At 58.6% G+C, this 26601-nt stretch carries 27 protein-coding genes; 13 read left to right on the forward strand and 14 right to left on the reverse strand.

Going from position 1 to position 26601, the window contains the following annotated elements:
* Positions 1-96: 96 nt before the first annotated feature.
* Positions 97-801, forward strand: a complete 705-nt coding sequence (locus J2887_RS09415) for a J domain-containing protein (RefSeq protein WP_227175741.1) — start codon at positions 97-99, stop codon at positions 799-801.
* A gap of 18 nt (positions 802-819) precedes the next feature.
* On the opposite strand, the gene J2887_RS09420 is transcribed toward J2887_RS09415, so the two are convergent.
* The 3 genes from J2887_RS09420 to J2887_RS09430 all read right to left on the reverse strand — a co-directional run bounded on the left by J2887_RS09420 (position 820) and on the right by J2887_RS09430 (position 3549).
* On the reverse strand, positions 820-1842 hold the full coding sequence (locus J2887_RS09420; protein WP_227175742.1) for a bile acid:sodium symporter family protein: 1023 nt from the start codon (positions 1840-1842) through the stop codon (positions 820-822).
* Positions 1839-2534 (reverse strand): FadR/GntR family transcriptional regulator, encoded by a 696-nt coding sequence (locus tag J2887_RS09425; protein ID WP_227175743.1) that lies wholly within the window; start codon positions 2532-2534, stop codon positions 1839-1841. Before J2887_RS09425 ends, J2887_RS09420 begins: the two co-directional genes overlap by 4 nt.
* Before the next feature lie 100 nt (positions 2535-2634).
* On the reverse strand, positions 2635-3549 hold the full coding sequence (locus tag J2887_RS09430) for a pirin family protein (protein ID WP_227175744.1): 915 nt from the start codon (positions 3547-3549) through the stop codon (positions 2635-2637).
* Positions 3550-3725: 176 nt separating this feature from the next.
* On the opposite strand from J2887_RS09430, the gene J2887_RS09435 reads away from it, so the two are divergent.
* Positions 3726-4631 (forward strand): pyridoxal-phosphate dependent enzyme, encoded by a 906-nt coding sequence (locus tag J2887_RS09435; protein ID WP_227175745.1) that lies wholly within the window; start codon positions 3726-3728, stop codon positions 4629-4631.
* 84 nt (positions 4632-4715) lie between these two features.
* Here the strand turns inward: J2887_RS09435 and J2887_RS09440 are convergent, their stop codons facing one another.
* The 3 genes from J2887_RS09440 to J2887_RS09450 all read right to left on the reverse strand — a co-directional run bounded on the left by J2887_RS09440 (position 4716) and on the right by J2887_RS09450 (position 7524).
* Positions 4716-5771, reverse strand: coding sequence for an NAD(P)-dependent alcohol dehydrogenase (locus J2887_RS09440; RefSeq protein WP_227175746.1), 1056 nt, complete (start codon positions 5769-5771; stop codon positions 4716-4718).
* 166 nt (positions 5772-5937) lie between these two features.
* Positions 5938-6906, reverse strand: a complete 969-nt coding sequence (locus J2887_RS09445) for a beta-ketoacyl-ACP synthase III (protein ID WP_227175747.1) — start codon at positions 6904-6906, stop codon at positions 5938-5940.
* Positions 6907-7047: 141 nt separating this feature from the next.
* Positions 7048-7524: a CZB domain-containing protein gene (locus J2887_RS09450; RefSeq protein ID WP_227175748.1), complete on the reverse strand. Its 477-nt coding sequence runs from the start codon at positions 7522-7524 to the stop codon at positions 7048-7050.
* Between the two features lie 370 nt (positions 7525-7894).
* Here J2887_RS09450 and trpS point away from each other — a divergent pair, with 370 nt between their 5' ends.
* Together trpS and J2887_RS09460 are read left to right on the forward strand one after the other, a co-directional pair.
* Entirely contained in the window at positions 7895-8935 is a 1041-nt protein-coding gene (trpS, locus tag J2887_RS09455) for a tryptophan--tRNA ligase (RefSeq protein WP_227175749.1), read from the forward strand.
* Between the two features lie 144 nt (positions 8936-9079).
* A complete protein-coding gene (locus J2887_RS09460) occupies positions 9080-9775 on the forward strand; it encodes a crotonase/enoyl-CoA hydratase family protein (protein ID WP_227175750.1) in 696 nt (231 codons plus the stop codon).
* Between the two features lie 41 nt (positions 9776-9816).
* Here the strand turns inward: J2887_RS09460 and J2887_RS09465 are convergent, their stop codons facing one another.
* From J2887_RS09465 to J2887_RS09475, 3 genes are read right to left on the reverse strand one after another with little or no spacing between them, the layout of a single operon-like run.
* Entirely contained in the window at positions 9817-10053 is a 237-nt protein-coding gene (locus J2887_RS09465; protein ID WP_227175751.1) for a cytoplasmic protein, read from the reverse strand.
* Between the two features lie 10 nt (positions 10054-10063).
* A complete protein-coding gene (locus J2887_RS09470) occupies positions 10064-10807 on the reverse strand; it encodes a glutamine amidotransferase (RefSeq protein ID WP_227175752.1) in 744 nt (247 codons plus the stop codon).
* On the reverse strand, positions 10807-11679 hold the full coding sequence (locus J2887_RS09475) for a YggS family pyridoxal phosphate-dependent enzyme (protein ID WP_227175753.1): 873 nt from the start codon (positions 11677-11679) through the stop codon (positions 10807-10809). Before J2887_RS09475 ends, J2887_RS09470 begins: the two co-directional genes overlap by 1 nt.
* A 182-nt stretch (positions 11680-11861) precedes the next feature.
* Here J2887_RS09475 and J2887_RS09480 point away from each other — a divergent pair, with 182 nt between their 5' ends.
* Positions 11862-13310 (forward strand): PLP-dependent aminotransferase family protein, encoded by a 1449-nt coding sequence (locus J2887_RS09480; protein ID WP_227175754.1) that lies wholly within the window; start codon positions 11862-11864, stop codon positions 13308-13310.
* A 21-nt stretch (positions 13311-13331) separates the two neighbouring features.
* Here the strand turns inward: J2887_RS09480 and J2887_RS09485 are convergent, their stop codons facing one another.
* Positions 13332-15101 (reverse strand): monovalent cation:proton antiporter-2 (CPA2) family protein, encoded by a 1770-nt coding sequence (locus J2887_RS09485; protein WP_227175755.1) that lies wholly within the window; start codon positions 15099-15101, stop codon positions 13332-13334.
* A gap of 214 nt (positions 15102-15315) precedes the next feature.
* Between J2887_RS09485 and J2887_RS09490 the strand changes: the two genes are divergently transcribed.
* Positions 15316-15585 (forward strand): hypothetical protein, encoded by a 270-nt coding sequence (locus J2887_RS09490; RefSeq protein WP_227175756.1) that lies wholly within the window; start codon positions 15316-15318, stop codon positions 15583-15585.
* A 144-nt stretch (positions 15586-15729) separates the two neighbouring features.
* Here the strand turns inward: J2887_RS09490 and J2887_RS09495 are convergent, their stop codons facing one another.
* Positions 15730-16758: an IS630 family transposase gene (locus tag J2887_RS09495; RefSeq protein WP_227175757.1), complete on the reverse strand. Its 1029-nt coding sequence runs from the start codon at positions 16756-16758 to the stop codon at positions 15730-15732.
* Between the two features lie 101 nt (positions 16759-16859).
* Here J2887_RS09495 and J2887_RS09500 point away from each other — a divergent pair, with 101 nt between their 5' ends.
* The gene (locus J2887_RS09500; protein ID WP_227175758.1) at positions 16860-17354 is read left to right on the forward strand and encodes a hypothetical protein; all 495 of its coding nucleotides are present in this window, start codon (positions 16860-16862) and stop codon (positions 17352-17354) included.
* A 218-nt stretch (positions 17355-17572) separates the two neighbouring features.
* Complete coding sequence (locus tag J2887_RS09505; protein ID WP_227175759.1) at positions 17573-17794, forward strand: hypothetical protein; 222 nt, start codon at positions 17573-17575, stop codon at positions 17792-17794.
* Positions 17795-17968: 174 nt separating this feature from the next.
* Here J2887_RS09505 and J2887_RS09510 read toward each other — a convergent pair whose 3' ends face one another.
* Positions 17969-18982 carry a carbon-nitrogen hydrolase family protein gene (locus J2887_RS09510; RefSeq protein WP_227175760.1) on the reverse strand — a complete coding sequence of 338 codons (1014 nt, stop codon included), beginning with the start codon at positions 18980-18982 and terminating at the stop codon, positions 17969-17971.
* A 578-nt stretch (positions 18983-19560) separates the two neighbouring features.
* On the opposite strand from J2887_RS09510, the gene J2887_RS09515 reads away from it, so the two are divergent.
* Positions 19561-20565 carry a hypothetical protein gene (locus J2887_RS09515; protein ID WP_227175761.1) on the forward strand — a complete coding sequence of 335 codons (1005 nt, stop codon included), beginning with the start codon at positions 19561-19563 and terminating at the stop codon, positions 20563-20565.
* 130 nt (positions 20566-20695) lie between these two features.
* Here J2887_RS09515 and J2887_RS09520 read toward each other — a convergent pair whose 3' ends face one another.
* Positions 20696-21223, reverse strand: coding sequence for a hypothetical protein (locus tag J2887_RS09520; RefSeq protein WP_227175762.1), 528 nt, complete (start codon positions 21221-21223; stop codon positions 20696-20698).
* The gene (locus tag J2887_RS09525) at positions 21220-21726 is read right to left on the reverse strand and encodes a GNAT family N-acetyltransferase (protein ID WP_227175763.1); all 507 of its coding nucleotides are present in this window, start codon (positions 21724-21726) and stop codon (positions 21220-21222) included. Before J2887_RS09525 ends, J2887_RS09520 begins: the two co-directional genes overlap by 4 nt.
* 194 nt (positions 21727-21920) lie before the next feature.
* On the opposite strand from J2887_RS09525, the gene J2887_RS09530 reads away from it, so the two are divergent.
* The 4 genes from J2887_RS09530 (at position 21921) to J2887_RS09545 (ending at position 26594) form a co-directional block, all read left to right on the forward strand.
* The gene (locus J2887_RS09530) at positions 21921-23318 is read left to right on the forward strand and encodes a sodium/proline symporter (RefSeq protein WP_227175764.1); all 1398 of its coding nucleotides are present in this window, start codon (positions 21921-21923) and stop codon (positions 23316-23318) included.
* Between the two features lie 6 nt (positions 23319-23324).
* Entirely contained in the window at positions 23325-23783 is a 459-nt protein-coding gene (locus J2887_RS09535) for a universal stress protein (RefSeq protein ID WP_227175765.1), read from the forward strand.
* An 89-nt stretch (positions 23784-23872) separates the two neighbouring features.
* Entirely contained in the window at positions 23873-26062 is a 2190-nt protein-coding gene (locus tag J2887_RS09540) for an OsmC domain/YcaO domain-containing protein (RefSeq protein WP_227175766.1), read from the forward strand.
* Between the two features lie 118 nt (positions 26063-26180).
* A complete protein-coding gene (locus J2887_RS09545; RefSeq protein WP_227175767.1) occupies positions 26181-26594 on the forward strand; it encodes a hypothetical protein in 414 nt (137 codons plus the stop codon).
* Positions 26595-26601: the final 7 nt, after the last annotated feature.

Genomic DNA, 26601 nt, shown 5'->3' on the forward strand with positions numbered 1-26601 from the left:
TTTCGGTTATAAAGGTTACGTGATTGTTAGGTGCGATGATAAGCCACCGTACCTTGGCTTGTCTTCCTTTGCTCATTTTTTCAGGAGTGGTCGTTGATGAATTGTTGGGACGTGCTTGGTATTGAACCGACCCGGGACCCCGGCCAGATTCAGGCAGCCTATAGCCAGCAGGCCAAGTTTGCCTCCCGTCAGGATATGGAGAGTCTGGAGCAGGCCCGTCGCGACGCCTTGGCTCAGGCCGGTGTGGCGCCAGACACGATGCAGGCATCGGAACAATCTGACCAGTCCGCACCGGGTGCGGCGACAGACAATACGCGGCCGGTCCCGGAAACAACGCCATCCGGAATGAGCGAGGGACTGTCGGCGTCTGATCACCAGGTGGTTCGGGAAGTGGTTATCCAGATCAAGGCGCTGCTCAACGACAGTGGCCGTAGCCAGGATGCGGCTATCTGGAAAGCGGTATTGGCGGAACCTCCAGCCGATCGCCAGGCACTGCGGGATGAGATCGCCCGTCAACTGGAATCGCAACTGCGGCCCATGGCTGGTCAGGGCGGGCTGGCATTGCCGGTGGCGGAATTCCTTGGTCGCTGGTTCGGGTGGTCGGAGCTGGAAGAGCTGCGGAACCCGGCGGAGCCGGAACCGGGAATGACAGACAATCCGGCTTATGCTCGCCCGGAGGACGCCGAGGCCGGCGAATCCTCCGGGGGGCAACCCACCACCAGTTTCTGGCCGGCGGTGATTGGCTGGGTCGTGGGGCTGGTGGTGCTGACCAGCCTGTTCAGTCAACTGACCGGCTCCTGAATCGGCTCGACTGAACACTCAGGCACGGGAGCCGTCGGCGGGACGGCTGTCTGGACAGAGTGACTCCGCTGCCTGAGCCGCCTCGATCCGGCGTCGGTAACGTTCGGCCAGAATAGCGCCGACAATGACCTGGATCTGGTTGTAACACATGATCGGCAGCACGATCATGCCAAAACCGGGATGGCCGGAGAACAGCACCTTGGCCATTGGCAGTCCCGACGCCAGGCTCTTTTTGGACCCGCAGAACACCACCGCCGCTTCGTCTTCCAGGCTCAGTCCGCACAGCTTTACCACTCGTCTTGCCACCACGATCAGCAGCCCAAGCAGACCCAGGCAGAAGCCGATGGTGAGCAGGATGGCGGTCAGCGGAAGCTGTTGCCAGAGCCCGCTGACCACAGAATGGGAGAACGCCGAGTAGACGATCAGCCAGATCACGCACTGATCATAGCGAGCCGTCAGGTGCTCGTGGCGGGCCAGCAGGCCTCCCAGCCAGGGCCGCAGGGCATGGCCGATGGCGAACGGCGCCAGCAGTTGCAGCACAATGTCCTGCAGCGCCTGCCAGACCGAAAATCCGCCGGCACTGGTGGTGCTCACCAACACGATCAGCAGGAACGGCGTCAGCATCATGCCGAAGACGTTAGAGGCCGCGGCGCTGCATATCGCGGCCGGGACATTGCCACGAGCCATGGCGGTGTAGGCAATGGACGACGATACCGCTGACGGCAGCACCCCCAGGTACAGAAAGCCCAGGCCCAGGTCCGCCGGAATCCAGGTGGGGGCCAGGGCATTGATGGGCAACACCGCCAGCGGAAAGAACACGAACGTCAGGCTGGTGATCAGCAGGTGCAATCGCCAGTGACTGGCGCCGGCAATAACCTGCTCCCTCGACAGCGCGGCGCCGTGCAGAAAGAACAGCAGCGCCACCGCGAGGGTGCCGGCGGTGGCCAGTACGCTGGCGGCATCGCCGCGAACCGGTACCACCGTGGCCAGCACAATGGCGCCCAGCAACAGCAGGGTGAAGCGGTCAATGGGCAGTTTCATGGCACGTTCTCTCCGTTGGTGCTGGCCAGGGCATCCAGGCTGGGCTGCAGCAGGGCTCTGGCCCGTGCTGCGGCTTGTTCAGGGTCCTGACGTCGAACCGCTGCGAGTAGCAGTTCGTGGGCTTCCTGGGAGGGTTCGGGCAGGGTCTTGTCCAGTTCGGTCTGTTGGATTGTGCGGCTGATGGCGTGGGCAAAGTAGCCGTACAGTTCTGTCAGGGCGGAGTTATGGGATGCCTCGGCAAGCGCATGATGAAACCGCTCGTCGTGATGGATTCGCGCGTCCAGGTTGTCGCCGGCGGCGGCCCGCTGATCCAGGGTTTCGGATAGCAGTTTCAGTTCGTCGCCGGTACGGCGCAGGGCGGCCAGACGGGCAGCCTCGGTTTCCAGCATCAGACGAACTTCCAGTTGGTCCCTGAGCTGAGCGCGGTCTATGCGTCGGAGGGTTTCTCCGGCATCGCGATTCGCCCGCACGTAGGTGCCGTCGCCCTGGCGGGTTTCCAGCATGCCTACATGAACCAGAACCCGCACCGCCTCCCGCACGGTGTTACGGCTGATGCCCAGGGACTCGGACAGTTCCGATTCCACCGGCAGCCGGTCTCCGACCTGCCACTCACCCTGTTCAATGGCGCCACGCAGGGTTTCAATGGCGTGATCCACCAGGGACCCGCGCCGGATTCTGGTGAGGTTGGTCATGATTGGTCATCCTTTAATCGGTTGATCCAATCATCCTATGAATTTGCGTTGGTCGCAACCCTGCGCCGACTGCGGTCGTCCAGCGTGGGTTACGAGGGTCTCAATCTGGCAGGGGAATACTCTCCTTGTCATCGCCAGGGACTTTGGGGAAGCGCCCCTCGCGCCAGTCTTCGCGGGCCTGTTGAATGCGTTCAGGGCGGCTGGAGACAAAGTTCCAGTCGATGTAGCGCCGCTCAAAGCGCTCCCCGCCAATGATGGCGATGCGGGTGTCCGTTGTTGCTTCAACTTCCAGTCCGGCCCGACCATCAAAACAGGCCATGGCAAACTCGGGGATCACGGTTTCCCGTGCTTTCAGGCCGCCTCGGGCGACGTACACTGCGCGTTCCTCGGCATCTGGCAACGTCAGCACCTGGCCCTTGAGCAGGTGAGCTTCAACGTAGAGTGTTTCGGCGAAGGTCTTGACTGGCGAAGTGGCGCCATAGGCGGTTCCCATCATCACTCGCACCGGAACCCCATTGACCGTCAGCGCGGGTACTTCGTCGTCGGTGTAGTGATAGAAAGCCGGCGCCATTTCCTCCAGATGCTCGGGCAGTGCCAGCCACAGTTGCAGGCCATGGAGACGGTGTGCGGACGCGGTGATCTGCGGGCGCTCCCGCTCGGAATGGACAATCCCGTGGCCAGCGACCATCAGGTTGATATCGCCCGGGCGGATGGCCTGCAGGCTGCCCAGGGAATCCCGGTGCAGGATCTCGCCGGAGAACAGGTAGGTCACAGTGGCAATGCCGATGTGAGGGTGAGGGCGGACATTGAGGCCTTCGCCCGCCGGAAAGCTGGCAGGTCCCATATGGTCAAAGAATACCCAGGGCCCAACCATCTTGCGTTTGGCGCTGGGGAGTACCCGTCGTACCGAAAAGCCTCCAAGGTCCCGTTCGCGGGGCTCGATCATCAGTTCCACCGCGTCACAGGCCTCAACAAAATCGCATTCGTGCTCGCACTGACTGCTCAGGTTGCTCATGGATTGTCCTCGACTGGATGGTTGTCCCGCTGCTACAACAATCGATCAACCGCAGGAAATGGCTTGTATCAAGAGCTTGAGGGTATGATTGGCAGTTTCCTAAAAGCTTAGTCCATTCTGAAAAGAACAAAGAATCTGCGTGCCCGTCCGGCGCCCCAGGGAAAGGAGTAAAAAACATGTACACCGATCCAGCTCACCCGATTGCATTACGTACCCCGTTGGTTCCCAGTTTCCCCATGTCCTCGCCGCAGGGGCCCCGAATCTGGCTGAAGCTCGAAGCATTGCAGCCGTCGGGCTCGTTCAAGCTGCGGGGAATGGCGCGCAAGGCGGTTCGGGCCAAGGCCCAGGGCGCGACCCTGTTTGTCAGTTCCTCCGGCGGCAATGCCGGCCTGGCGGTGGCCTTTGCCGGCCAGCAGCTCGGGGTGGCGGTCTCGGTGTTCGTGCCCGAGACGACGCCGGCGGCAACGGTGGCGCGGTTGCGTGGCTACGGTGCCGACGTCACGGTAACGGGGCAGTTCTGGCATGACGCTCACGCCAAGGCCCAGGTGGCCGCCGATCAACCGGGGGCGGTGATGTTTCACCCGTTCGATGACCCGGAGATCTGGCCCGGCTACGGCGATATCCTTGCAGAGACTCTGGCCGACGGTGTTACTCCGGATCTGGTGATCTGCAGCGTGGGCGGCGGTGGGCTGATGTCCGGACTGCTGGAAGGGCTGGAGCGGACCGGATTGCAGGACGTGCCGCTGCTGGCGGTTGAGACCGTCGGTGCTGATGCCCTGCACCAGTCAAGATTGGCGGGTGAACAGGTCACCCTGCCCAGTATTACCTCGCGGGCCAAGTCACTGGCTGCACCGCGAGTGTGTGATCGGGCCTATCAAGCCCTGTCGGAACGCCTGGTGTTTACTGCCACGGTGACGGACGAACAGGCGGAAAGCGCCTGCCAGCGCTTTCTCAATGAGCATCGACTGAAAGTCGAGATGGCCTGCGGTGCGGCCCTGGCGGCGGTTTACGATCAGGCCCATGAGCAGATTGCTGCCAGCAAGGACATTCTGGTGGTGGTGTGCGGTGGCGTGAATGATTGATGATTGTTGAGGGCGTCGCGGTAACTGATGTGGTAGTCGAACAGGGGCCCGCGACGGCGCCCCTGTTATCTCAGACGGCTCTATTCAAGCGTCGTTGAGTGACTTCATGTCGATCACAAAACGGTACTTCACGTCGCCTCGTTTCATCCGTTCGTAGGCTTCGTGGATGTTCGCCATGTCCAGCATCTCAATGTCGCAACGGATGTCGTGCTCGGCACAGAAATCCAGAACTTCCTGGGTTTCCGGCATGCCACCGATCAGCGATCCGGCCAGGACCCGGCGTTTGCCCACCAGGTGGGCGGCGTGGATGGCGTGGTCGATCGGTTCCAGCAAGCCCACGATGATGTGAGTGCCGTCGAACTTGAGGCACTGCAGGTAGGGGTTGAAGTCGTGCTGCACGGGGATGGTGTCGAGCATGAAATCGAACTGTTCCCGGGCGGCTTTCATCTGCGCCGGATCGGTGGAGATGATGACATGATCAGCGCCCTGTTTCCGGGCTTCCTCCACCTTGCCGGCGGAGCGGGTAAACAGGGTCACTTCAGCACCCAGGGCCTTGGCAAACTTGACCCCCATATGACCCAGGCCGCCCATGCCGATAACGCCCACCCGGTCGCCGGCTTTGACGCCGTAATGCCGCAGGGGTGAATAGGTGGTGATGCCAGCGCAGAGAATCGGTGCGGCATTCGCCGGGTCCAGGGTGTCGGGGATTCTCACCACGAAGCGCTCACTTGCCACCACGCGGTTCGAATAGCCGCCAAAGGTGACGGTGCCGTCGTGACGGTCGATGCCGTTGTAGGTGCCGGTGGAACCTTCCAGGCAGTACTGTTCCATGCCCGATTCGCAGGCCTCGCACTGGCGGCAGGAATCCACCAGGCAACCAACCCCCACGATGTCGCCGGGTTGATACTGGCGGACGTCCGCGCCGACGGCGGTGACCCGGCCAACAATCTCGTGGCCCGGCACGACCGGGTAGCGGGTGATGCCCCAGTCGTTCTCAACGAAGTGGATATCGCTGTGGCAGACGCCGCAATAGTCGATCTCAATGGCGACGTCATCAGGCCGCAGTTCGCGGCGCTCGAAATCGATGGGGGACAGCCCGGAGGTGGGGCTGTGGGCGGCGTAACCTCGTGCTTGTGCCATGGAGAGACTTCCTCGAATCAGAAACGGATGAATGGTGGACTCGGTACACAGTGTGCGACGAATTGGCCGTTGGAACCATTCATTTTACGAACCATCGGGAGCGATGGCGCAGTCCGGAGGGACGCGGACGTTCTGTTCGGGGAAGCCTGTTGTCAGCGTAGCCTTGCTATAGCCGCAGCAGCGCTGCGCCCCAGGTAAAGCCACCGCCGAAGGCCTCCAGCAGCACCACGTCGTTGCGCTGGATTCGGCCATCGCGCACAGCGGCATCCAGGGCCAGGGGGATGGATGCCGCGGAGGTATTGCCATGCTGGTCAACCGTGACAACGACCCGGTCCATCGTCATGTTGAGCTTGCGGGCGGTGGCGGAGATGATGCGGAGGTTGGCCTGGTGCGGTACCAGCCAGTCGATCTCCGATTTGTCCATGTTGTTGGCTGCCAGGGTCTCATCGACAATCTGGCCGAGGGTGTTGACGGCGATCTTGAAGACCTCGTTGCCCTTCATTTCCACGTAGCCATGACCGGCCTTGAACTGGTCTGTGCCATCGGCAATGCCACAGGGAACGTGCAGCAGTTCTTCGTACTGGCCATCGGCGTGCAGGTGGGTGGAGAGAATGCCGGTCTCTTCACTGGCTTCCAGCACCACGGCACCGGCACCATCGCCAAACAGCACGCAGGTGCCCCGGTCTTCCCAGTTGATGATCCGCGAGAACACCTCGGAGCCGACCACCAGTGCACGTTTGCTGGTACCGGTGGCGACGAACTTCTCGGCGGTGGCCAGGGCATAGACGAAACCGCTGCATACCGCCTGGATGTCAAAGGCGGGACAGCCGTGAATGTCCAGCCGACGCTGGAGGATGCAGGCACTGCTGGGGAAAATCTTGTCTGGCGTTGAGGTGGCGAACACGATCAGATCAATATCGTCTGGTGTCAGACCGGCTGCCTCAATGGCGCGCCGGGCGGCGTGTTCCGCCAGGTCCACCGTGGTCTGGCCGGGCAGGGCAATGTGGCGCTGTTCGATGCCGGTGCGCTCGCGAATCCACTGGTCGGTGGTGTCGACGGTGCGTTCCAGGTCCTTGTTGGTTACCACATTGTCCGGCAGGTAGGACCCCGTGCCGGTAATACGTGCGTAGGTCATGCAAGCGTGATCCGGGATGGCAATGAATGGGTGTTGCGGGACGCATTGCGTGGTGCTGGTTAGCGTCCCTATGTATTTCCCCATCCTATACCGGCGGCTTGCTGGACCGTTATTAGCTCTTTGTTGTAAGCGGGCGGCTCCTTAGGCCTCGGCGGTGTAGAACAGGCGCTCGATTTCGGCATCCGACAGCGCCAGCACATCCGACTCGAGCTGCTCCAGATGCTTGAGGATCACCTGGGAGACTGCCTCGAGATCGGCAAAGCGGGCGCGGGCCTTTTCGGTGCGGGCGTTCTTCTGGGTTGAGCTGCGCCCCAGCAGGCGGCCAAAGAAGCCCGGGCTGGCCTGGTTGTCATCGTCAAACAGCAGTTTGAAGATCTCCATATACATGTCGTGGAGGTCCAGGTGAGGCTGCTCAATGTTTCGGTAGCTCTCAAGCCCTGACAACGCGGCGCCGGCGCCGTAGTACCAGCGACCGAACCGGCAGTCGGTGCCAACGACGGGTACGTGATCTTTCAGCACCTCCATGCCGGAGATCAGGGCACTGGCGTATCGTACCCAGCGGATGTGGCCCTGGCGGGCAGCCCTCAGCTCCTGGACGATGACGGTTTTCTGGCTCATGGAGTGATCCTTTTGTTGTAAAGCGGCAAGCCGGTTCAAACGGCTCCGGCAATCTATCGACGGACTGTGTCAGCCTCAAGACAGCGGAACAGGAAGCCACAAAAAAGTAATAATCAGTTACGTTTAGTCGCCGTTATTGGATCGTTGTTGAGATTAGCTGAGGGGAGGCTGGGAGCGTTGTCTTTCAGGCAAAAGGTGGTACTATCTGCCGCCATGAATACACGGACCCCATTCGTTTCTTCCCAGTTTTCGTGGTGGCGCGGCTCTCTCCCAGGGCGGTGCTGAATCCTTGTGTTCGAACCGCCGGCAGGCGGTCCTCTGAATCTGATCAGCGATTGCCTCCGGCGAAACCCAGTTTCAGGAGGCAACCATGCAGGAAAATCCCACCCCGGCTGACAGCAGCCAGCGCCAGACCGTTCTTACCGGCGATCGTCCCACCGGCCAGCTTCACCTCGGCCACTTCATCGGGTCTCTGCGTCAGCGGGTCCGGCTTCAGGACGAGTGCAACCAGACCATCCTGGTGGCCAACCTTCAGGGTCTGACCGATAACGCCAATGATCCCGGCAAGATCGCCTCCAACATCCTGGAAGTGGTTGCGGATTACCTGGCGGTGGGCATCGACCCGGCCAAGACCACCATCTGCCTGCAGTCCGAACTGCCGGCGTTGGCGGAGCTGACCATGTACTACTCCAATCTGGTGACCATCAGCCGGCTTGAGCGCAATCCCACGGTGAAGAGTGAGATCCAGAGCCGGGCCTTCGGCCGGTCCATTCCGGCGGGTTTCCTGACCTATCCCATCAGCCAGGCGGCCGACATCACCGCGTTCGACGCCACCCTGGTGCCCGTGGGGGATGACCAGCTGCCGATGATCGAGCAGACCAACGAAGTGGTGCGCAAGGTCAACAGTGTGGCCGGCAAAGATGTGCTGTTGGAATGCAAACCGCTGCTGAGCAACGTGTCCCGCCTGCCGAGCGTGGATGGCAAGGGCAAGATGTCCAAGTCCGCCGGCAACACCATCATGCTGGATTCCACCGACAAGGAGATCAGCAAGGCGGTGAAAGCCATGTACACCGATCCCAACCACCTCACCATCGACTCGCCAGGGCAGGTTGAGGGCAACGTGGTCTTTACCTATCTGGACGCGTTTCACCCAGACCCGGCCTACATAACCGAACTCAAGGCGCACTATCAGCGTGGTGGTCTCGGCGATGGCCATACCAAGAAGATCCTGGAGGAGTGTCTGCAGGAGCTGATTCGTCCGATTCGTGAACAACGCCAGATCTACGCAGCTGACAAGGCCCAGTTGCTGGCCATTCTCAAAGAGGGCACCGAGCGGGCCCGGGAGGTCACGGGGCGGACGCTGGATCGGGTTAAAGCAGGCTTCGGTCTGGACCTGTTTCAGCGCGGATAAAACCGGTCCTGATGCGGCAAGATCCCGGAAAATCGGTGATTTTGCCGTTATCTGACGGTAGACTGTGGCCTCCGCCGGCCCTGCCCGGCGGCCCACTTCACAGGCCGTAGGCCGATAAAAGGCATGACAAGGGGAGAGAACCCGGTGACACAACTCGTTGACTACCAGCTGGCGGACGGCATCGCCACCATCACCATCACCAACGGCAAGGCGAACGCCCTCAGCCACGAGGTGTTTGAGGCACTGAACCAGGCGCTGGATCAGGCGGAGCAGGACAAGGCCGTGGTGATCCTGGCCGGTCAGGCTGGCATTTTCTCCGGCGGTTATGACCTCAAGGAAATGCAGAAGGGCCCCAAGGAGGCCGCCGCCCTGGTGAACGTTGGGTCCACGTTCACTCGCCGTCTGTCAGCGTTCCCGCTGCCAGTGATCGCGGCCTGCGGTGGCCATGCCATTGCCAAGGGTGCCTTTATCCTGTTGTCGGTGGACTATCGGCTGGGTGTGGAAGGCCCGTTCAAGCTGGGTCTGAACGAAGTGGCCATTGGCATGACCATGCACCACGCCGGCATTGAGATTGCCCGCCATCGCCTGACTCCGGCGCATTTCCACCGTTCGGTGATGAATGCGGAGATTTTCGATCCACAAGGCGCTGTACAAGCCGGCTTCCTGGACCGGGTGGTTCCGGCGGATCAATTGATGGAGCAGGCCCTGGCAACCGCTGCCCAGTTCCGCCAACTGAACCTCAAGGCCCATGGCCAGACCAAACTCAAGGCCCGAGCTGGCTACCTGGAAACTCTGGACAACGCCATCGCCCAGGACAACAAACATCTTGGCCTGATGTAAGCCCGCAACGCGTCGGGCACTAGGCTAGTTGCCCGACTTCCCTACAGCGAGTCGATGGCGTAGAACACCGGCTCGCTGCTGATGACCTTGACCCCCTTCGGTCCGGTGCTCAGCAGCCGCTGTTCGTCCTGGGCCTGCTCCAGTTGCCAGCGCATGCTGCCGGCCTGCTCCAGGCATTGAACTATATGTCTGACCGCCTCCCGGGCGGCCGGGGTATCGGTCTGAAAGTGTCCTAGAAAGACCTCGTTGTGCCAGATCGCCAGGCGATAATGGTGCATATTCTCCCTCCTAGACGGCAGTGGTGGTTCTGGGTAACGGCGTGTGGCGGACCGTCGCTGGTTCCAGCTGGTCAAGCCAGTCCCCGATAACCTGGCGACCCGCCGCTGGCAGCGCATGAACTGCCTTGTGCGCCTGGCGGCGCAGGCTGCACGGATCGATTCCGGCACTGGCCAGCTCGGCACAATGGCCCACCAGCCAGCGCTCCATCAGCCCGACATCTGCCTCCAGATGGAATTGCAGCCCTAACACCTGCCGTCCAATCGCGAAGGCCTGGTTGATGGCCGTGCGAGTGTGGGCCAGCCGGGTACCGCCGGGTGGAATGTCGAACTGGTCGCCGTGCCAGTGCAGTACCGGTAGGCCCTCCAGTGCTGCCAGTGGGGAGCGTCGGCCCTGGCGGGTAAGGGTCAGGGTGGCGAACCCAATCTCTTTCTCTGGCATGGCGTACACGCTGCTTCCCAGCGCCCGGGCAATAAGCTGCGCGCCCAGGCAGATACCGAGGAGGGGCTTGCCCAGGGCCAGGCGCCGGCGGATCAGTGCCAGCTCGTCACACAGAAATGGGTACTGGTGATCGTCCATGGCGCCGACCGGCCCGCCCAGCACGACCAGCAGGTCTGCCGCTGCGGGATCAACCTGTGTCAGATCGTCGGTGGTGGCGTCCAGGTACTCGACGCGGTAACCATAATCCGCAAACAGCGGTTCCAGGACACCGAGATCCTCAAACGCCAGGTGTTGCAATGCGAGTAGTGTTTTCATCAATGGCATTCCTTTTTAACGGCTGGAGTGGGGGAGAGGGTTGGCCACTTGGCGGATGTCGCGATGGCTTGGGCAGAGTCTGAGCTCGGCCAGTAATAGGCGTCGGGCAGGTGGCGGGCACCAAAGATCGCCTGGCCAACCCGAACCACAGTGGCACCTTCTTCAATGGCCAGCTCATAGTCACCGGACATCCCCATGGACAGCTCATCCAGAGCCACATTGGCGGAGGCGTCCTGTCGGAGCTGATCCCGCAGTTGCCTCAATCGGGCGAAGCAGGGGCGTACCCGGGCAGAGTCATCACTGAAGATGGCCAGTGTCATCAGCCCCCGCACCCTGAGGGCGCTGTAGCTGGAGAGGGCTCGGATGAAGGCAGCGGTGTCCTGTGGCGGCAGGCCGTACTTGCTGTCTTCGCCAGAGCTATTGACCTGGACGAACACATCGAGTCCGCGACCTTCCAGTTGCAGACGCCGATCCAGCACTTCGGCCAGTCGCAGACTGTCGAGCGCCTGGAACTCGGTTGCAAAGCGGGCGACGTGCTTGGCCTTGTTGGTCTGCAGATGGCCAATAACGGACCATTGCAGATCCGGCAGGTCTGACAGGATTTGCGTCTTTCCCAGGGCTTCCTGCACCTTGTTTTCACCAAGCAGACGACAGCCCGCCTGGTACGCCAACCGAATCCGGGCCTCATCCACCGTTTTGCTCACCGGCAACAGGCGAACGCTGCCAGGGTCGCGACCACTGCGTGCACAGGCGCTGGCCATGCGCTGGCGGACCTGGTCCAGGTTGTAGCGCATTTGCACCAGGGTTTTTGCCTTGGGGTATGGCTCGGTGTCAGGAGCTGGCTGGCTCCTTTGGGTACATCGTACGGTCATGGCGGCGTGTTTCCTGCTTGATCTGGGATCTGAGGCGGTTTGACTTTTAAACTGCAAACCCTTAACCGCCGACAGAGTACCTCTGTATCTGGACCATAATTAACATCCAGTTTTAATATCCTTCATGGTCCAGATAGCGAATCAGAGTCATAATTGAGGCTCTCTCCACAGGACATCCGCTCATGCTCCGACCCTGGAACGCCCAGCTTTGGCTGGAACACACGCCGGGACGCTCTCTCCACGCACGGTTGGTGAACCAGATTGTTCGCGATATTCAGGCCGGACGGTTGCTGCCAGGCAGCTCCATGCCGGGCAGTCGGGCGCTGGCCAGTCAGTTGGGGGTGAACCGGAAAACCGTGCAGCTGGTGTACGAAGAGCTGGAAGCCCAGGGCTGGCTGTATTCCCAGCCAAGACGGGGGACCTTCGTGGCGGCGGTGCTGCCGGAGCATGGGCTGTCGGAGCAGGATCAGGTCCTGGTGCTCGATAACAGTAGAAAGGGCCGCCCTGCCCGGGGTCTGGCCACCCGGGCATCACATGGGGTGCAGCACACAGAAGTGGTGCACAGGTACGCCAACGATGGCACCCCCGACGTGCGGCTGCTGCCGTTTGAGCCGCTGTCCAGGGCTTACCGACGAGCGCTGCTGAGAGCTATCCGCCAGGACTACCTGGACTACGGCGACCCGAGAGGGACGCCGGAACTGCGGCAGGCCATCCTGGGCATGCTGGCGATGGATCGTTTTATGCCAGTGGTGCCGGAGGAAATCTGCGTAGTGCGGGGTAGCCAGATGGGCATCTTCCTCAGTGCCCGGGCGCTGGACCCCGCCAAAGGCGTGATTGTGGTCGAGGCGTTGTGCTACCCACCGGCCCGGGCGGCGTTTGCATCGACAGGCTTTGAGGTCGTGGCCTGTCCGATCGATGAACACGGGCTGGATACCACGGCACTGGAGCGTCTGCTGTCCCGTTACCCGGTCGCGGCTGTGTTTACCACGCCCCACCACCAGTATCCCACTACGGTCACCCTGTCGATGGAGCGTCGACTTGCTCTGCTGCAGTTGTCCCGTCAGCACCGGTTTGCGGTGATCGAAGACGACTATGACCACGAGTTCCACTACGAAAGCCGTCCGATTCCTCCCCTTGCGAGCCTGCCGGGATCGGAGAACGTGATCCACATTGGTTCCCTGTCCAAGGTGTTTGCGCCTGGCCTGCGGCTGGGTTATCTGGTGGCGGATTCGGCGTTTGTCGACCGGGTGGCGGAGGAGATCCTGCTGGTGGACCGGCAGGGAAATGCGGTAACGGAGCTGGCACTGGCGGATCTGATGGAGGGCGGCGAGGTCCGCAAGCACATCCGTAAGGCGCGGCGGCAGTATCGGCAGCGTCGGGATTGCGCCGCGGAGGGCCTGACGCGGCAGTTTGGGGGGCAGATTGCGTTTGCTCTACCGGCAGGCGGTATGGCCCTGTGGGTGAACGTCGGGTCGTTGGTTACCTCAACGGCGATACCGAGACTGCAGGCGGCCGGCTTTCATGCCGCTGCCGGGGCTGACGGTATGGTGCATATTCGCTTTGGATTTGGTGCTCTTTCTGAGGCCGAAATCTCCCAGGCTATCGCGGCATTGGCTCGGGAGATTACCTGAATGACGAACCTGAAGGCTCCCTCAATCTGGCTTTCCCTGGTCTCCAGACAACAGCGACACCAGTGCGGCCCGGCCGCGGCTATTGGTTTCGATAAGCTTCTCCCGATCATGCCGGTGCTCCACCTGTTCTTCCAGCAGGGCTTCGTCGAATGCCCGGAAATTACGTGTAAGCTCAAGCGCGGTTGACTCTGGAATTCCTAGTTGGGTCAGTGTCATAGCGGCTCCTTTTAATGCTGAGTCAAAGGTTTCACGAATCACCAGAGTGACGCCTTTGGCCCTCAGTTCGTAGGCATGGTAACGGTCCCGGGCGCGAGCAATGATCTGCACATCCGGAAAATGCTGTTGCACCAGCTCCACCACCCGCAATGAGTCCTCGGCCTGGTCAATCGCCAATACCAGAACTTGAGCGTGGTCGAGACCGGCGGTTCGCAACAGGTCCAGGCGGGTCACATCCCCAAAAAACACATCGTTGCCGTAGCGCCGAAGCAGGTTGATCTCATCCGGGTTGGAGTCCAGCGCCGTGAAGGGGATCTGACGACCCACCAGAATCCGCGCGGTAATCTGGCCAAAGCGACCGAGACCGGCGATAACCACCTTGGGGGGCTGATCTTCCGAGGGCGCCTCGCCTTCGACCGCGGTGACGCCCGGCCCCGCGGACGGAAACAGCTTCTTGGCCAGCTTCAGCAACAGCGGCGTGGTGGCCATGGACAAGGCTACCACCAGATTCAGTTGGCCAATCACCGGTGCCGACAGCAGCCCCAGGGCACCCGCCTGAGTGAGCAGGACAAACGCAAACTCGCCGCCCTGGCTAAGCAGAATGCCAAAGCGGACAGTGCCGGCCCAGGGCACCTTGCGGAGTCGGCTGATCAGGACCAGTACCAGGCTCTTGGCGGCGAGGAGGGCGATCAGGTACAGCGCGATGGTACCGGGTGCCGCTATCAGCAGACGAAGATCCATCGTCATGCCGATAGCCAGGAAGAACAGCCCCAGCAGGAGGCCCTTGAAGGGCTGGATGTCCGTCTCAAGCTGCTCCCGATAAGGCGAGTTGGCGAGCAGAACGCCGGCAACGAAGGCTCCCAGTCCCATGGACAGCCCCAGGTATCCCATCAGCCCTGCGGAGCCCAGCACCAGTAGCAGGGCGCTGGCCGTCATTACATCGCGATTGCGAAGCCGAGCCAGCCATCCCAGCCATGGATTGAGCAGGAAACGGCCTGCAAAAGCCATCGCAATCAGGGCGGCAATACCGGCCAACAGTTGGGGACTGTTTTCGGCATCCTGGCTGCCTGCCAGTACCGGCAGCAGGAGGATGATTGGAATTACCGCCAGGTCCTGAAACAGTAGAATCGAGAATGCAGCGCGACCCTGAGGCGTGCCCAGTTGATTGGTTTCAACCAGCATCTGCACTACGAAAGCCGTGGACGACAGTGCCAGGATGGCTCCTATGGCCAAGCCCTCGCGCTCGCTGAAGCCCATCAGCCAGAACGCGAGCGCCAACACCGCCGCACTGAGGAGCACCTGGGAGGCCCCGAGACCTAGCAGTCGACGGCGCTGGGCCCAGAGATGTGCCGGCTCAAGCTCCAGACCCACCAGAAACAGCATAAGGACGACCCCAAGCTCCGAAAAGTGCAACACCGACTCCGCTCCGCTGATCCAGCCAAACCCCAGTGGCCCCACCAGGATGCCGGCTGCGAGGTAGCCCAGCACGCTGCCCAGACCAAGGCGTTGAAACAGGGGCAACAACACCAGGGCGGCGGCGAGTAGAATCAGGGCTTGGGCAAAGATCGTCTCCATCAACGTCTCCAGTAACGGCGGTTTTCAGATATGGGCGGGCAAAGGTGGCTGAAAAAAGCTTAGTGGTTCCAAGGAGCTTTGACGATTGGAGGATGTGCATACCCGGTGTCCCGGGAGGCAACAAGCAGGTACGCTTAAGCTTTTCTGCCAGACCGGCTGATTTGGCCGGAGGCCAACCGGATGGCAGGGCCTCAGAAATACAGGGAGTGTTGCATTGATCGAACTAGGCCTTATTGCATTGGCGGCTTTGATGTACAGCGAGCTGGCCGCGATCCGACGAAGACAGCGCTGGATACTGAAGAAAATTGACCGCCTGCTCGATACCAGCGGTGTGGATCAGGATGAACTGCTTTCCCCGGAACTGCGGACAGCGATGGCGTCGGGGCGCCGATTGAAAGCGATCAAACGGTATCGGGAAGAAACCGGTGCATCGCTAACGGAAGCCAAGGTGTTTATTGATCGGTATGGCAAGTTTCGGGAGTGAGGTTTGGTTGGCCATGCGACAGGTGGATCGGGCAGAGCAGTACCGGCGTGACTCCGCCCGGTGCGGGATTTTATGGAGTTGGCAGCGGAATGGCAGGTAGGCCTCTCTAATGCCATTACTAATCCGAAACAAAGTAAGCGAACATCACGCAGAGATATAAGCCAGCTCCGGATGCCCGAAAAATGACTTCAAGAGCTTTGGTAATTTCTGCAATCGCCGTAGTTGCCGATAAACGATAGCTCGGAGTTGCTCCTTGTTGTTGATGACTTTCTTGCCCACATGGTGATACTTGATGTAGCCCCAGACAGACTCGTCCGGGTTCAGTTCGGGGGAGTAAGGCGGCAAGAAAAACAACCTGAGCCTGCCATCAAGATTGTCCACGTACTCTCTGACCTTGCGGGCATGATGGACTGGGTGGTTGTCCAAAATCAGGAACACGGGCCTGTCAGCATCCCGAACCAAAGCTTTGAGAAAACCGATAAACACCTCGGCATTCATGGTGCCCTGCAGCGTTTTAAAGCGCAGCTCTCCACGAGGCGAAATGGCAGAAATCAGGTTTAGGCTGAAGCGGCTTCCAGTCCCTCGTATGAGGGGAGTTTCGCCCGCAGGGGCCCAGGTTGTGCCACTGTGATAATCAGAGCGAATGGTGGCCTCATCTCCGAAGAAGATGGTGGCTCCTGCCTCCTTGGCCTCTTTTTGAATCTCTGGATAGGTTTCTTTCTTCCATTGTTCCACTGCTTTCGGATTTTGCTGGTAGGCCCTATGCAGCGGTTTCTGAGGTGTCAAACCGAGGTTCCGGAGTAGGCGTCCAACAGACACATCGCTCAGGCGTACATTGAACTCCCGGCGGATCAGTTCACGCACGCGAGCCCGGGTCCACAAGGCAAACTCGAACTTCAACTGATCCGGCGTGAACGAGGTGATCCAGGTGTAGAGTTCACGAATTTGGTCTCCGGTCAGCTTCTTTGGTCGGCCTGAAATCTGCTTCGCCTTGAGGGCGTCAAAGCCACCTTCACGATAGGCCGCCAGCCACTCATAGATCCGCGCCCGGCTCATGCCCAGAGCCTTGATGACCACTTCAGGGCTCTCTCCATCCATCACACGTTGAACGGCGCGAATGCGGAGGGCTTCCAGTGTCTTGTGGTCGAGTTTACGGCCGTCGTCGTGGCGCATGATAGGAGATATCCGATAAGCTTGGCGAATAGGGACTGCATTATAAATGATGTTCGCTTACTTTCGTACTCATTAGTAATATTACTTGAAGGAATAGGTTGATGGATACTGATGGACTGAAGCGTTTTCTTGGCCGGCCTGTAACTGACAATGAGATGGAAAGCTACCTGTTTGCTCAGGGTATTGACGTCAGTAAAGAGCTAATACTGAAATCTGGTGATTATACTGCCCACATAGAAAGGCCGAAAAAGGGGTTTTCGCTGGTCTTTACTGATGAAGCAATGTTTTTTAATAAAGAAAATCAGCCTATCGGGGAAGGGCCTCTCTACTTAGAAGGAATGTTTTTATATGCTGAAGGAAAGGGTGGATACTCTCAGTATAAAGGTGAGTTGCCAGGTGGTATTAAATTCCGTGATCATAGGAGCGATGTATTAACTAAACTGGGAGAGCCGAATTGGCAGAGAAAGCGCCGTGTTGATGATAGCATTGTCGCAGAGAAGTGGGGATTATCAGGCTTAATCGTTCATGTTACGTACTCGAGAGATAGTCATTGTCCAGTTGTTGTTTATTTAGGGGTTCCGAGTATAAAATCATGATATACCTGTGGTGACATGGCCCGCTATAGATCAGTGTATCATGAATTTTCTGGTGAGTTTCTTGGGAGTTTTGTTAGGAAACTTAAAAGTCCGAAATTTACTAATTTGCTTATTGAGTATTTTGCACTTCAGTAGCCTAGTAGTACTGTTATTGAAATTCGGGATTTTCGTTTGAATGTCTGTTTTGCTTTTTGATCTGTCTGGTTGGAGATAGTTTTTTGAATTATCTAGCTATCATTGGATTTTTTATTTCTGGATTAGGGTTGCTTGTAGTAACGGTTAAAGCCTTTAAAACCAGTGTGGCTTGGGGGTTAGGGTGTCTTTTGGTTCCGCCGGTCATATTTCCTTACATGCTTGTTCATCCCAAAGAAAGTGTAAAGCCATTTCTTTTAATTTCCTTTGGTATGGCGTTGATTGTGTTATCTGGATCGAGCTCTTGAGGCCATGCCGGGAATCAGGTATAGAAGCCTTGTTCGTAAATAAATTTTTAGCAAACCAATGATTCTCGCCAAGCCCTAGAAACAAATGTAAAGCCGACGTTATTATCCAAAGACTGCTGAAAATCGATTGATTGTAATTTGAAATGTGAGCCACGCTTGGCATTTTTGCGGTTTTTAGCTGAGATCTTTAACGTTCTTCTGGTACCAGCGTCTGCCGAAGAAGCCGTCCAGGTGCCACGATAATGTGGGGAGTAAGCCCCGCGGCCGAAGCCAGAACCGTTGCGGTACAGGCAATTGGCTGCCGACATAGCCCGGAGTAATCCTGGCTGTGATGATACCCTCGCCCTCATCCTTGCTCAGGTGCGCCAGCAGTTGTCCGTGCCCGTCGACAATGGCGGTGTGGCCTTCCAGGATGCCGTGGTAGGTGAGCCAGGGTATTCCCGGAAAGCGGGATTGGATTCGGTTGCAGTGAGAGGCGTGGATCACTGGGGCGCCGATGAGCTGGGCGGTCAACTGCACACTGGCAAGCAGGTTCTCTGCGTTTTTGGCTTCCATCCTGCGAGTCAGCCACGTCGGCCAATCATTGGGCAGGCTCCACCAGTGTGATCCGCCGATCAGCACATCCACCTTGCCTTGCAGGCGACGAGCTGTCTGGCTGCGCATGAATTCCCAGCAAACAGCGGTGCCCACCCGGACATCACCAATGCGTCCGAGTTCGCCGTTGTCATCTGAATCCCCGGCTTCATAGAACGCGTTCTCCCACATGGTGGGCAAATCTTTGTCATGTTTGCCCAGTCGTTCGCCGTTGCTGAAACACACGTAACGATTGCGGACACCGCCCCGGGCCACTCGGCACATAAAGGAACCGCCAATCACCACGGCATGGCGTGTGGAGAACTCCCGCAGGAACCTGGCCGACGGACCGTCTTCGCTTTCGATTGCGGCCACCAACCCTGGATCAAAGCACACGCCGGTATTGAAGAACTCCGGCAGGGCAATCCACTGGGCACCCTGTTTGACCGCCTGTTCTGCCAGGCGCTGGCAGGCTTCTAGGTTGTGTTGCGTATCACCTACGCGGGTATCCAACTGAATGGCGGCAGCGGTGATAGTTGGTGGTGTCGAATTTGCCCTGTTTTTTACTGTCATCATGGTCATTGCGAACCGCCTTTGTATACGGGCCCCTGCCATAGAGCAAACTCGAATGTCACCCGGTTCGGCGTCAATGTTACGAATGCGGGGGTTTCCAATGCTTCGAGTTCGTTAATCAGAGGCTCCATAAAATTCTGAGAATATCCAAGACTAACGCAAATAAGTGTCAGGTTACCTTACAGATAAAAAAAATTCTGTGACTCTCTGTTCATTAATTTCCATGTAAAACATGGCGTTATGATCTTGGGTCCATAAATTGCTTGTAGGATATAGGGTGCGTTTATCGAACCTCTTGGTCATATAACTTAGATAAATGCCGGTTTCACAATTACGGAAGATGACTTATGCATGGAGCGTCGCTGGCACCTGCCATGAAATTTTCCTATCCGGTACCAGGATTTTTACCTGATCTAGATATTAATCTGTTGTGTGCTGGGTGAATAATATTAAATAATTATTTAATTGTAGTGATTTAGATTTGGTTTTCATTTTTAACTGCTGCATTTTGTTTTATTGGTGAGGCCGGCTTTCTGTTTTTAATGCTGAATATTTTTAATTGGAAAGAATTATGAAATTGCCGTCTATGCGGTGATATATCATATCAACGAAGGGGCGAAATGAAGATGACACTTTTGTTCAGAATGTTGCTGTGTGTTTTGGTGATCTCGCTGACTGCCTGTGGTGGTGGAAGTGGCAGCAATAGTGATACCGATGGCGGCAGTGGGGGAGACGACGGCACCGGTGCCAGCGATGGCGGCGATCAGGGTGATGGCGGTTCAACGCCTGTACAGGGCAGTACCATGATCACCCTGGGCGGAGCAGACACCAGTTCACTGGGGAGCACCGCTGAAGTCAGTTTCTATGCATTCCGAGAGAATCTCGCCGGTTCCAATCTCTTTCTTTCTGCCACCAGCAGCGGGAGCGCTATGAACTTCGTGCGGCTTGGCTTGGGAGAACTGTCGGCGTCGGACGTGGACCCGAATGCGTTTGCAGCAGATCAGGCGAATGCCGTGGTGTTTAATATCACAGACATTGGGGTTTCTATACGCATAAATATAAACAGTGTGGCCTATCTGTATAGTGCTACCTGTCTTTCAGGATGTACCGGCGTTGACTTTGATACAGCATCTCGGACGTTAGAGTTGGATAATGTCGTACTCGCTCCCACCATAGGCGGGGATTCGAACAGCCAGGCGACCAGCGATCTAACGTTGGACGGAACGATTGTTTGGACCGAGGCTGACGAAGATCCTACAGCACCAGCCTTTGATTCCGATCTTGGCGGGGCCCCTGATCGTACTTCCGATTTGACTCTGGCTGATATTACTGGTGTTTGGGATAGCGGTGCGGGAAATGATGAGGTCTATACGGTATTCAAAGGTGATGGCACGTATGTATCCTATGACTATATGGGTGATGCGGTCGATATGGGTTCGAATTGCTATGAAATAGAAAGCGACACCCTTACCGATCTGGGTAACGGTCAGTTCCGTCTTGGTGATAGCAGGTTTGGTACCTTCTACTTTTCCGGAGATGCACTCGCTTTCGAGGCGCCTGAAGGGACCTATTTCCTGGAAAGAACGACGCTACTCGAATCGGACTTCTCGCCGCTCTGCAATTAACTAAACGCGACTACTAACAGGACTACAGGGTAACGAGTGAGAGCCTGCCATCCTCCAGCAGCCAATTGTTTGGGGGATGGCCCCTTGGTGTCATCCAATCCGGTGAACGCTGTGGACCATCTCGCCTGGGTTAGGGATGGATATCGACTTCGGCATCTTCCAGCAACGGAAAATACGTCTCGCGATCGGACAGTTTAAGCAGGACCGTCAGGGTGACAGTGCTGACCGAATCGGGCAGATCTCCAACGTCTGCATTCACCGTGAAATCGAACCGCTCCGGGGCCTGATGGGCGAGCGTGTCCTGGAGGTGTTGAAAATTGCTGACGGCGTCGTCTGCCAGCTTAAAGGTGTATTCCGTTTGGCCTGGCGTTGGGGAGAACAGCGACTCCCGCGACGGGATTACTGTTTCGGAGAGCAGGTCCAGAGGGAACTGGTACGTAGTGGCGCCTTTGTTTGTATCGATCTTCAGCGCCAGGTCGGTACGATCAACCATCAGTTTCGCCGGCTCTTCAAGCTGGATTCTGGCGCTGATTTCTGTCGGCGCCAACGCCAGGAAGTCCTGTTGATCGAACGTGCCCAGTTTTGCCAGTGTGCCCAGGGGGACGCTGCTGCAACTGCTGATGAGAATGGAGAGAACCGTCAGGAGTACTTTCTTCAACGAGGATTTCCTTCGTGCAGCCGTTTGCCCAAAATGCTGACACTGTACTCTTTGTCGTCCATCTCGGCGACGTCTGGCAGGCATCCCCATTCGGTGAAGCCGCAGGACAGCAACAGTTTGAGGCTCGGAAGGTTGTGGGAGAATACATAACCCACCAGGGTCGACAAGCCAAGCTCGGGAGCCAACGCCAAAGCTGCCTGCACCATTTTTGTGCCAAGCTGTTTGCCCTGACTCTCCGGCGCCAGGTAGATGCTCAGTTCGGCCGTGTGGCGATAGGCCGGCCTGCCATAGAAGTCCTCAAAGCTGATCCAACCCACGATCTGATTGTCTTCCTCATGAACCAGCAGTGGTCGACGGGCGGGGCGATGTGCCTGAAACCATTCCAGTCGCGACGCCACCGTCACTGGCTCGGTATCGGCAGTGGATCGCCGGGAGGCAATGGATGCATTGTAGATTTCGACGATCCTCGGTAGATCCGACTCGTGTGCATGCCTCAGTTCCATTGGGATGTGCTCCTTCTGGTCCGGATTGAACGAATGCTGTTGCTGGTTAGCCCGGATCACCATGCAGGAACAGTACCGTTATTTCAGCCCTGAACTCAGGGCTAACTACATGTCAGGCTTATTGATCTGTAGCAGGGGAAGGTCGGGTGTCATGCACTAGACTGCACAAACAGTCTCTTTGGCAGCCGGTTCCCATGAGCGCAACGGCCTACAGTTTCAGTGTGGTATTGGTGGTGTTCCTGATCATTGGCGTGTCATCGATCCGCAAGAAACACCACGACGTCAATGACTATCTGACCGCTGGCTACAGCACCGCGCCCTGGCTGATTGGCCTGTCCTCCGTGGCCACCAATAACTCCGGTTACATGTTCATTGGCCTGGTGGGCTACACCTGGGTTGCCGGTGTCTCGGCGTTCTGGATCGCGTTGGGCTGGCTGGTGGGGGATTGGTTGGCGTGGCGCGGATTCCATCAGCGTTTGCGACGCTATTCGGAAGATCACCCGGTCAACACCATTCCGGCGCTGACAGCGCTGAACCCGGCCACCGCGTCGAGCCCCCTTCGGGTGGTGTCGGCAGTGATCACCCTGCTGTTCTTGGCGGTCTATGCCGCGGCGCAACTCAAAGCTGGCAGCAAGGCGTTGCATGTGATGTTCAGCTGGCCGGAGTGGTTGGGGGCTATGCTGGGGGCGTTGGTGGTGGTGCTGTACTCCTTTGCGGGCGGCATCCGGGCTTCCATCTGGACAGACGTGGCCCAGTCTTTCGTCATGCTGTTCGGGATGGTGGCGCTGTTTGTGGCTGGCCTTCTCGCCGTTGGTTGGCCCTGGCAATTGGGGGCAGCGCTGACGGCGGTTGATCCGGCACTGACGCGCTGGACGCCGGATGGCCTTTTATTTGGTCTGGTGCCATTTGTGCTGGGCTGGGTGGCAGCGGGCCTGGGCGCGATTGGCCAGCCCCACATTCTGGTACGCACCATCGCGTTGCGCAGTCCGGAGGATGTGCCGGCGGCCCGTCGGGTCTACTTTGCCTGGTATCTGCCGTTTGCGGTGTTGACCGTGACGGTGGGGCTGTACGCCAGGGTTCTGCTGGACGGTTCGCTGATCGATCCGGAAATGACCCTGCCGTTAATGGCCCAGCAGTTTCTGCCAGAGGTGCTCACGGGCATTGTGCTGGCCGCCATCTTCGCAGCCACGCTGTCCACCGCCGATTCGATGCTGCTGTCGTGCTCTGCGGCGATCAGCCAGGACCTGATTCCCCGCTTCGGGCAGTCCTACGTCCGTACCAAGCTCGGTACCCTGGCGGTGACTCTGGTGGTGCTGGCCATCGCGCTGGCCGCACCGGCCAATGTCTTTACCCTGGTGGTCTTCGCCTGGTCGTCTCTGGGGGGTACGCTGGGTCCGGTTATTCTGCTGCGGATTGTACATGCGCCGCTGAATCGGCCGACCGCCATGGCGATGATGGCGGCCAGCATGGTCACCCTGATTACCTGGCAGGCGCTGGGGTATTCCGAGTCCATATACGAGCTGCTGCCGACATTGCTGGTGGCGTTTCTGGTCTACGGGCTGATGTTCCCGTTCCAACGGAAGGAGGCCTGAGCGAGTATGCCGCTGGAAACTGATGGCAAACTGACGGTGATGTACGCCTGCGATCCCTATCGCGACGTGAACACGCTCGATCCCGGAGGCCGCTTCCTCAGTCCGGACAACGCCCGTCTGGTGGTGGTGATGGTGTGCGAGGTGCCGGAGGAGAACCTTTCCTGGTTCCGCAAACGCCTGATGCCACCCCATCAGCTGGTGCGCCAGGTGGCGGCGCAGGAAGGCGAATTGCAGGAGCGGATGTTTCAGGTGGTGTCGCACCTGGAGGCCCAGGGCTACGAGGTGGATTCCAGAGTCCGGCGGGGCCAGGGGATTGGTGAGGTGCTGGTGGCGGTCGCAGAGGAACTGAACGTTGATCTGATTGTTGCTGAACGGCGCCGCCAGAGCGCCTGGCAGCGCATGCTCGTTGGCAGCGTCACCGACTACCTGAACCGGCACGCCCGGCAGTCACTCTTGATCCTGTAATTGGCCAAGACGACGGCCGCCAAAAACTGGATAATGGCGACGGGCCATGCCCATGGCGCGCCACATTTTCCAACCCTGGTACCCTCGGAATGCAGATCAACGTCAACTTTCTGGACAACCTCAGACTTGAAGCCAAGTTTGACGACTTCACCGTTATCACCGACCAGCCCATCCGCTACAAGGGCGACGGCTCGGCACCCAGCCCCTTTGACTACTTCCTGGCGTCCTCGGCGCTGTGTGCGGCGTACTTCGTGCGGGTGTACTGTCTGGCTCGCAACATTCCGACCGACAATATCCGGCTGTCCCAGAACAACATCGTCGATCCGGAGAATCGCTACAACCAGATCTTCAAGATCCAGGTAGAGCTGCCGGAGGACATTTCCGACAAGGATCGCCAGGGCATCCTGCGCTCCATTGATCGCTGTACCGTAAAGAAAGTGGTGCAGACCGGTCCGGCCTTCGAGATCGAAACCGTCGAAAACCTCGATGAAGACGCCCAGGCTCTGCTGATGGCGGCGCCCAAGGCGGGTGAGGGCACCTACATCGAAGGCAAGGACCTGCCGCTGGAAGAGACCATCGCCAACATGACCGGCATCCTCGCGGAGCTGGGCATGAAGATCGAGATTGCCTCCTGGCGCAACATTGTCCCTCACGTCTGGTCGCTGCACATCCGTGATGCGGCCTCGCCCATGTGCTTTACCAACGGCAAGGGAGCCACCAAGGAAAGCGCCCTGTGTTCGGCCCTGGGTGAGTTCATTGAGCGCCTGAACTGCAATTTCTTCTACAACGACCAGTTCTTCGGCGAAGAGATCGCCAACAGCGCGTTCGTGCACTACCCGAACGAACAGTGGTTCCAGCCCGGGCCGGATGACGCTCTGCCTGAGGAGATCCTTGATGACCATTGCCGGGCCATCTACGATCCTGACGGTGATCTGGCTGGCTCTCATCTGATTGATACCAACTCCGGTCGCCGTGACCGCGGCATCTGTTCGTTGCCGTTTGTGCGCCAGTCTGATGGTGAGACCGTGTTCTTTCCCTCCAACCTGATCGAGAACCTGTTCCTCAGCAACGGCATGAGTGCTGGTAATACGCTGTTTGAAGCCCAGGTTCAGTGCCTGTCGGAGATCTTCGAGCGGGCGGTGAAGAAGCAGATCATCGAGGGTGAAATCACCCTGCCAGACGTGCCGCAGGAGGTCCTGGCCAAGTATCCCGACATTCTCGAAGGCATTGAGGCACTGGAGAAGCAGGGCTTCCCGGTGTTGGTGAAGGATGCGTCGCTGGGCGGCCAGTTCCCGGTGATGTGCGTCACCCTGATGAATCCTCGCACCGGTGGTGTGTTTGCCTCTTTTGGGGCGCACCCGAGCTTCGAGGTGGCGCTTGAGCGCAGCCTGACTGAACTGCTGCAGGGCCGCAGTTTTGAAGGTCTGAACGACGTTCCGCCACCAACCTTCAACAGTCTGGCGGTGTCTGAGCCCAACAACTACGTTGAGCACTTTATCGATTCTACCGGCGTGGTGTCGTGGCGCTTCTTCAGTGCCCGGTCTGACTACGAATTCAGTGAATGGGATTTCTCCGGTTCCAATGAGGAAGAGGCCGCCACCCTGTTTGGCATCCTCGAGTCGCTGGAAAAGGAAGTCTATGTGGCGGTCTATCAGGACCTCGGTGCGCCGGTTTGCCGGATTCTGGTGCCGGGTTACTCCGAGGTTTACCCGGTGGAAGACCTGATCATGGACAACACCAACATGGCGCTGGATTACCGGGAGGATATCCTCAACCTCCACTCCCTCAGTGATGATCAGCTGGCCGATCTGGCCGAGCGTCTGGAAGGCAGCCAGTTGGACAACTACATGACGATCATCACCCTGATCGGCGTGGAGTTTGATGAGAACACGGTCTGGGGACAGCTGACCATCCTGGAGCTGAAGCTGCTGATTTGTCTGGCCCTGCAATGGCACGAAGAAGCGCTGGAGTTTGTCGAGACCTTCCTGCAGTTCAATGACAACACCGTGGAACGGGGACTGTTCTATCGAGCGATACAGGCAGTGCTGGAGATTACCCTGGATGAGGAGCTGGAGCTCGACGACTACCGCTACAACCTGGGACGGATGTTCGGTGAGGACACCATGGCGGCGGTGGTCGGTTCTGTGGACGGCAGTGTCCGCTTCCATGGCCTGACCCCGACAAACATGCAGCTCGAAGGTCTGGACAAGCACCTGAGACTGATTGAAAGCTACAAGAAGCTGCACGCGGCCCGCGCCGCAAGGGCCGGATTGGAGTAACTTCCGGCCGGCAGGACTCAGTCGCTTTGGTTCAGCCGACAGGGTGCGGTCGACAAGTGTGGATCGAAAAGGTTGGGCACATTAAGGGTTCAGTGCGATCTCTAGGGAAGGAAAAGGCGTGAAAGCAGTCATACAACAGGAGCCAACAGGCTGCGGTATCGCCGCCAGCGCCGCGCTGGCCGGCGTTACCTATGACGAGGCGAGGGCGGTGGCCAGCAGCCTGGGTATCCGGGCGGCGGATCAGACCCTGTGGTCGGAGACACACCATGTTCGTTGTCTTCTGGATGCAATGGGTATTGCTGTGAGCCCCGTTGAACAGCCGTTCGAATCCTGGGATGCACTGCCCGATCGGGCGCTGTTGTCCATCAAGTGGCGCCGGGAAGCCGGACGTCCGTTCTGGCACTGGGTGGTGTTCGTCAGAGATGAACAGGGCGCCCGAGTGCTTGATTCCAAGAAGGCCTTGGTGAACAACACCCGTCGGGACTTTGGGCGGATGCGGCCGAAATGGTCTATTGCTGTACTCGATCAGTAGGGCTTTC

The sequence above is a fragment of the Marinobacter sp. CA1 genome, assembly GCF_020546665.1.
In the GTDB taxonomy this organism is placed as follows: Bacteria; Pseudomonadota; Gammaproteobacteria; order Pseudomonadales; family Oleiphilaceae; genus Marinobacter; species Marinobacter xestospongiae.

Coding starts and splice junctions, on each gene's coding strand:
- J2887_RS09415 (WP_227175741.1), top strand. CDS start 97: ATGAATTGTTGGGACGTGCTTGGTATTGAACCGACCCGGGACCCCGGC.
- J2887_RS09420 (WP_227175742.1), bottom strand. CDS start 1,842: ATGAAACTGCCCATTGACCGCTTCACCCTGCTGTTGCTGGGCGCCATT.
- J2887_RS09425 (WP_227175743.1), bottom strand. CDS start 2,534: ATGACCAACCTCACCAGAATCCGGCGCGGGTCCCTGGTGGATCACGCC.
- J2887_RS09430 (WP_227175744.1), bottom strand. CDS start 3,549: ATGAGCAACCTGAGCAGTCAGTGCGAGCACGAATGCGATTTTGTTGAG.
- J2887_RS09435 (WP_227175745.1), top strand. CDS start 3,726: ATGTACACCGATCCAGCTCACCCGATTGCATTACGTACCCCGTTGGTT.
- J2887_RS09440 (WP_227175746.1), bottom strand. CDS start 5,771: ATGGCACAAGCACGAGGTTACGCCGCCCACAGCCCCACCTCCGGGCTG.
- J2887_RS09445 (WP_227175747.1), bottom strand. CDS start 6,906: ATGACCTACGCACGTATTACCGGCACGGGGTCCTACCTGCCGGACAAT.
- J2887_RS09450 (WP_227175748.1), bottom strand. CDS start 7,524: ATGAGCCAGAAAACCGTCATCGTCCAGGAGCTGAGGGCTGCCCGCCAG.
- trpS (WP_227175749.1), top strand. CDS start 7,895: ATGCAGGAAAATCCCACCCCGGCTGACAGCAGCCAGCGCCAGACCGTT.
- J2887_RS09465 (WP_227175751.1), bottom strand. CDS start 10,053: ATGCACCATTATCGCCTGGCGATCTGGCACAACGAGGTCTTTCTAGGA.
- J2887_RS09470 (WP_227175752.1), bottom strand. CDS start 10,807: ATGAAAACACTACTCGCATTGCAACACCTGGCGTTTGAGGATCTCGGT.
- J2887_RS09475 (WP_227175753.1), bottom strand. CDS start 11,679: ATGACCGTACGATGTACCCAAAGGAGCCAGCCAGCTCCTGACACCGAG.
- J2887_RS09480 (WP_227175754.1), top strand. CDS start 11,862: ATGCTCCGACCCTGGAACGCCCAGCTTTGGCTGGAACACACGCCGGGA.
- J2887_RS09485 (WP_227175755.1), bottom strand. CDS start 15,101: ATGGAGACGATCTTTGCCCAAGCCCTGATTCTACTCGCCGCCGCCCTG.
- J2887_RS09495 (WP_227175757.1), bottom strand. CDS start 16,758: ATGCGCCACGACGACGGCCGTAAACTCGACCACAAGACACTGGAAGCC.
- J2887_RS09500 (WP_227175758.1), top strand. CDS start 16,860: ATGGATACTGATGGACTGAAGCGTTTTCTTGGCCGGCCTGTAACTGAC.
- J2887_RS09510 (WP_227175760.1), bottom strand. CDS start 18,982: ATGGCAGGGGCCCGTATACAAAGGCGGTTCGCAATGACCATGATGACA.
- J2887_RS09515 (WP_227175761.1), top strand. CDS start 19,561: ATGAAGATGACACTTTTGTTCAGAATGTTGCTGTGTGTTTTGGTGATC.
- J2887_RS09525 (WP_227175763.1), bottom strand. CDS start 21,726: ATGGAACTGAGGCATGCACACGAGTCGGATCTACCGAGGATCGTCGAA.
- J2887_RS09530 (WP_227175764.1), top strand. CDS start 21,921: ATGAGCGCAACGGCCTACAGTTTCAGTGTGGTATTGGTGGTGTTCCTG.
- J2887_RS09535 (WP_227175765.1), top strand. CDS start 23,325: ATGCCGCTGGAAACTGATGGCAAACTGACGGTGATGTACGCCTGCGAT.
- J2887_RS09540 (WP_227175766.1), top strand. CDS start 23,873: ATGCAGATCAACGTCAACTTTCTGGACAACCTCAGACTTGAAGCCAAG.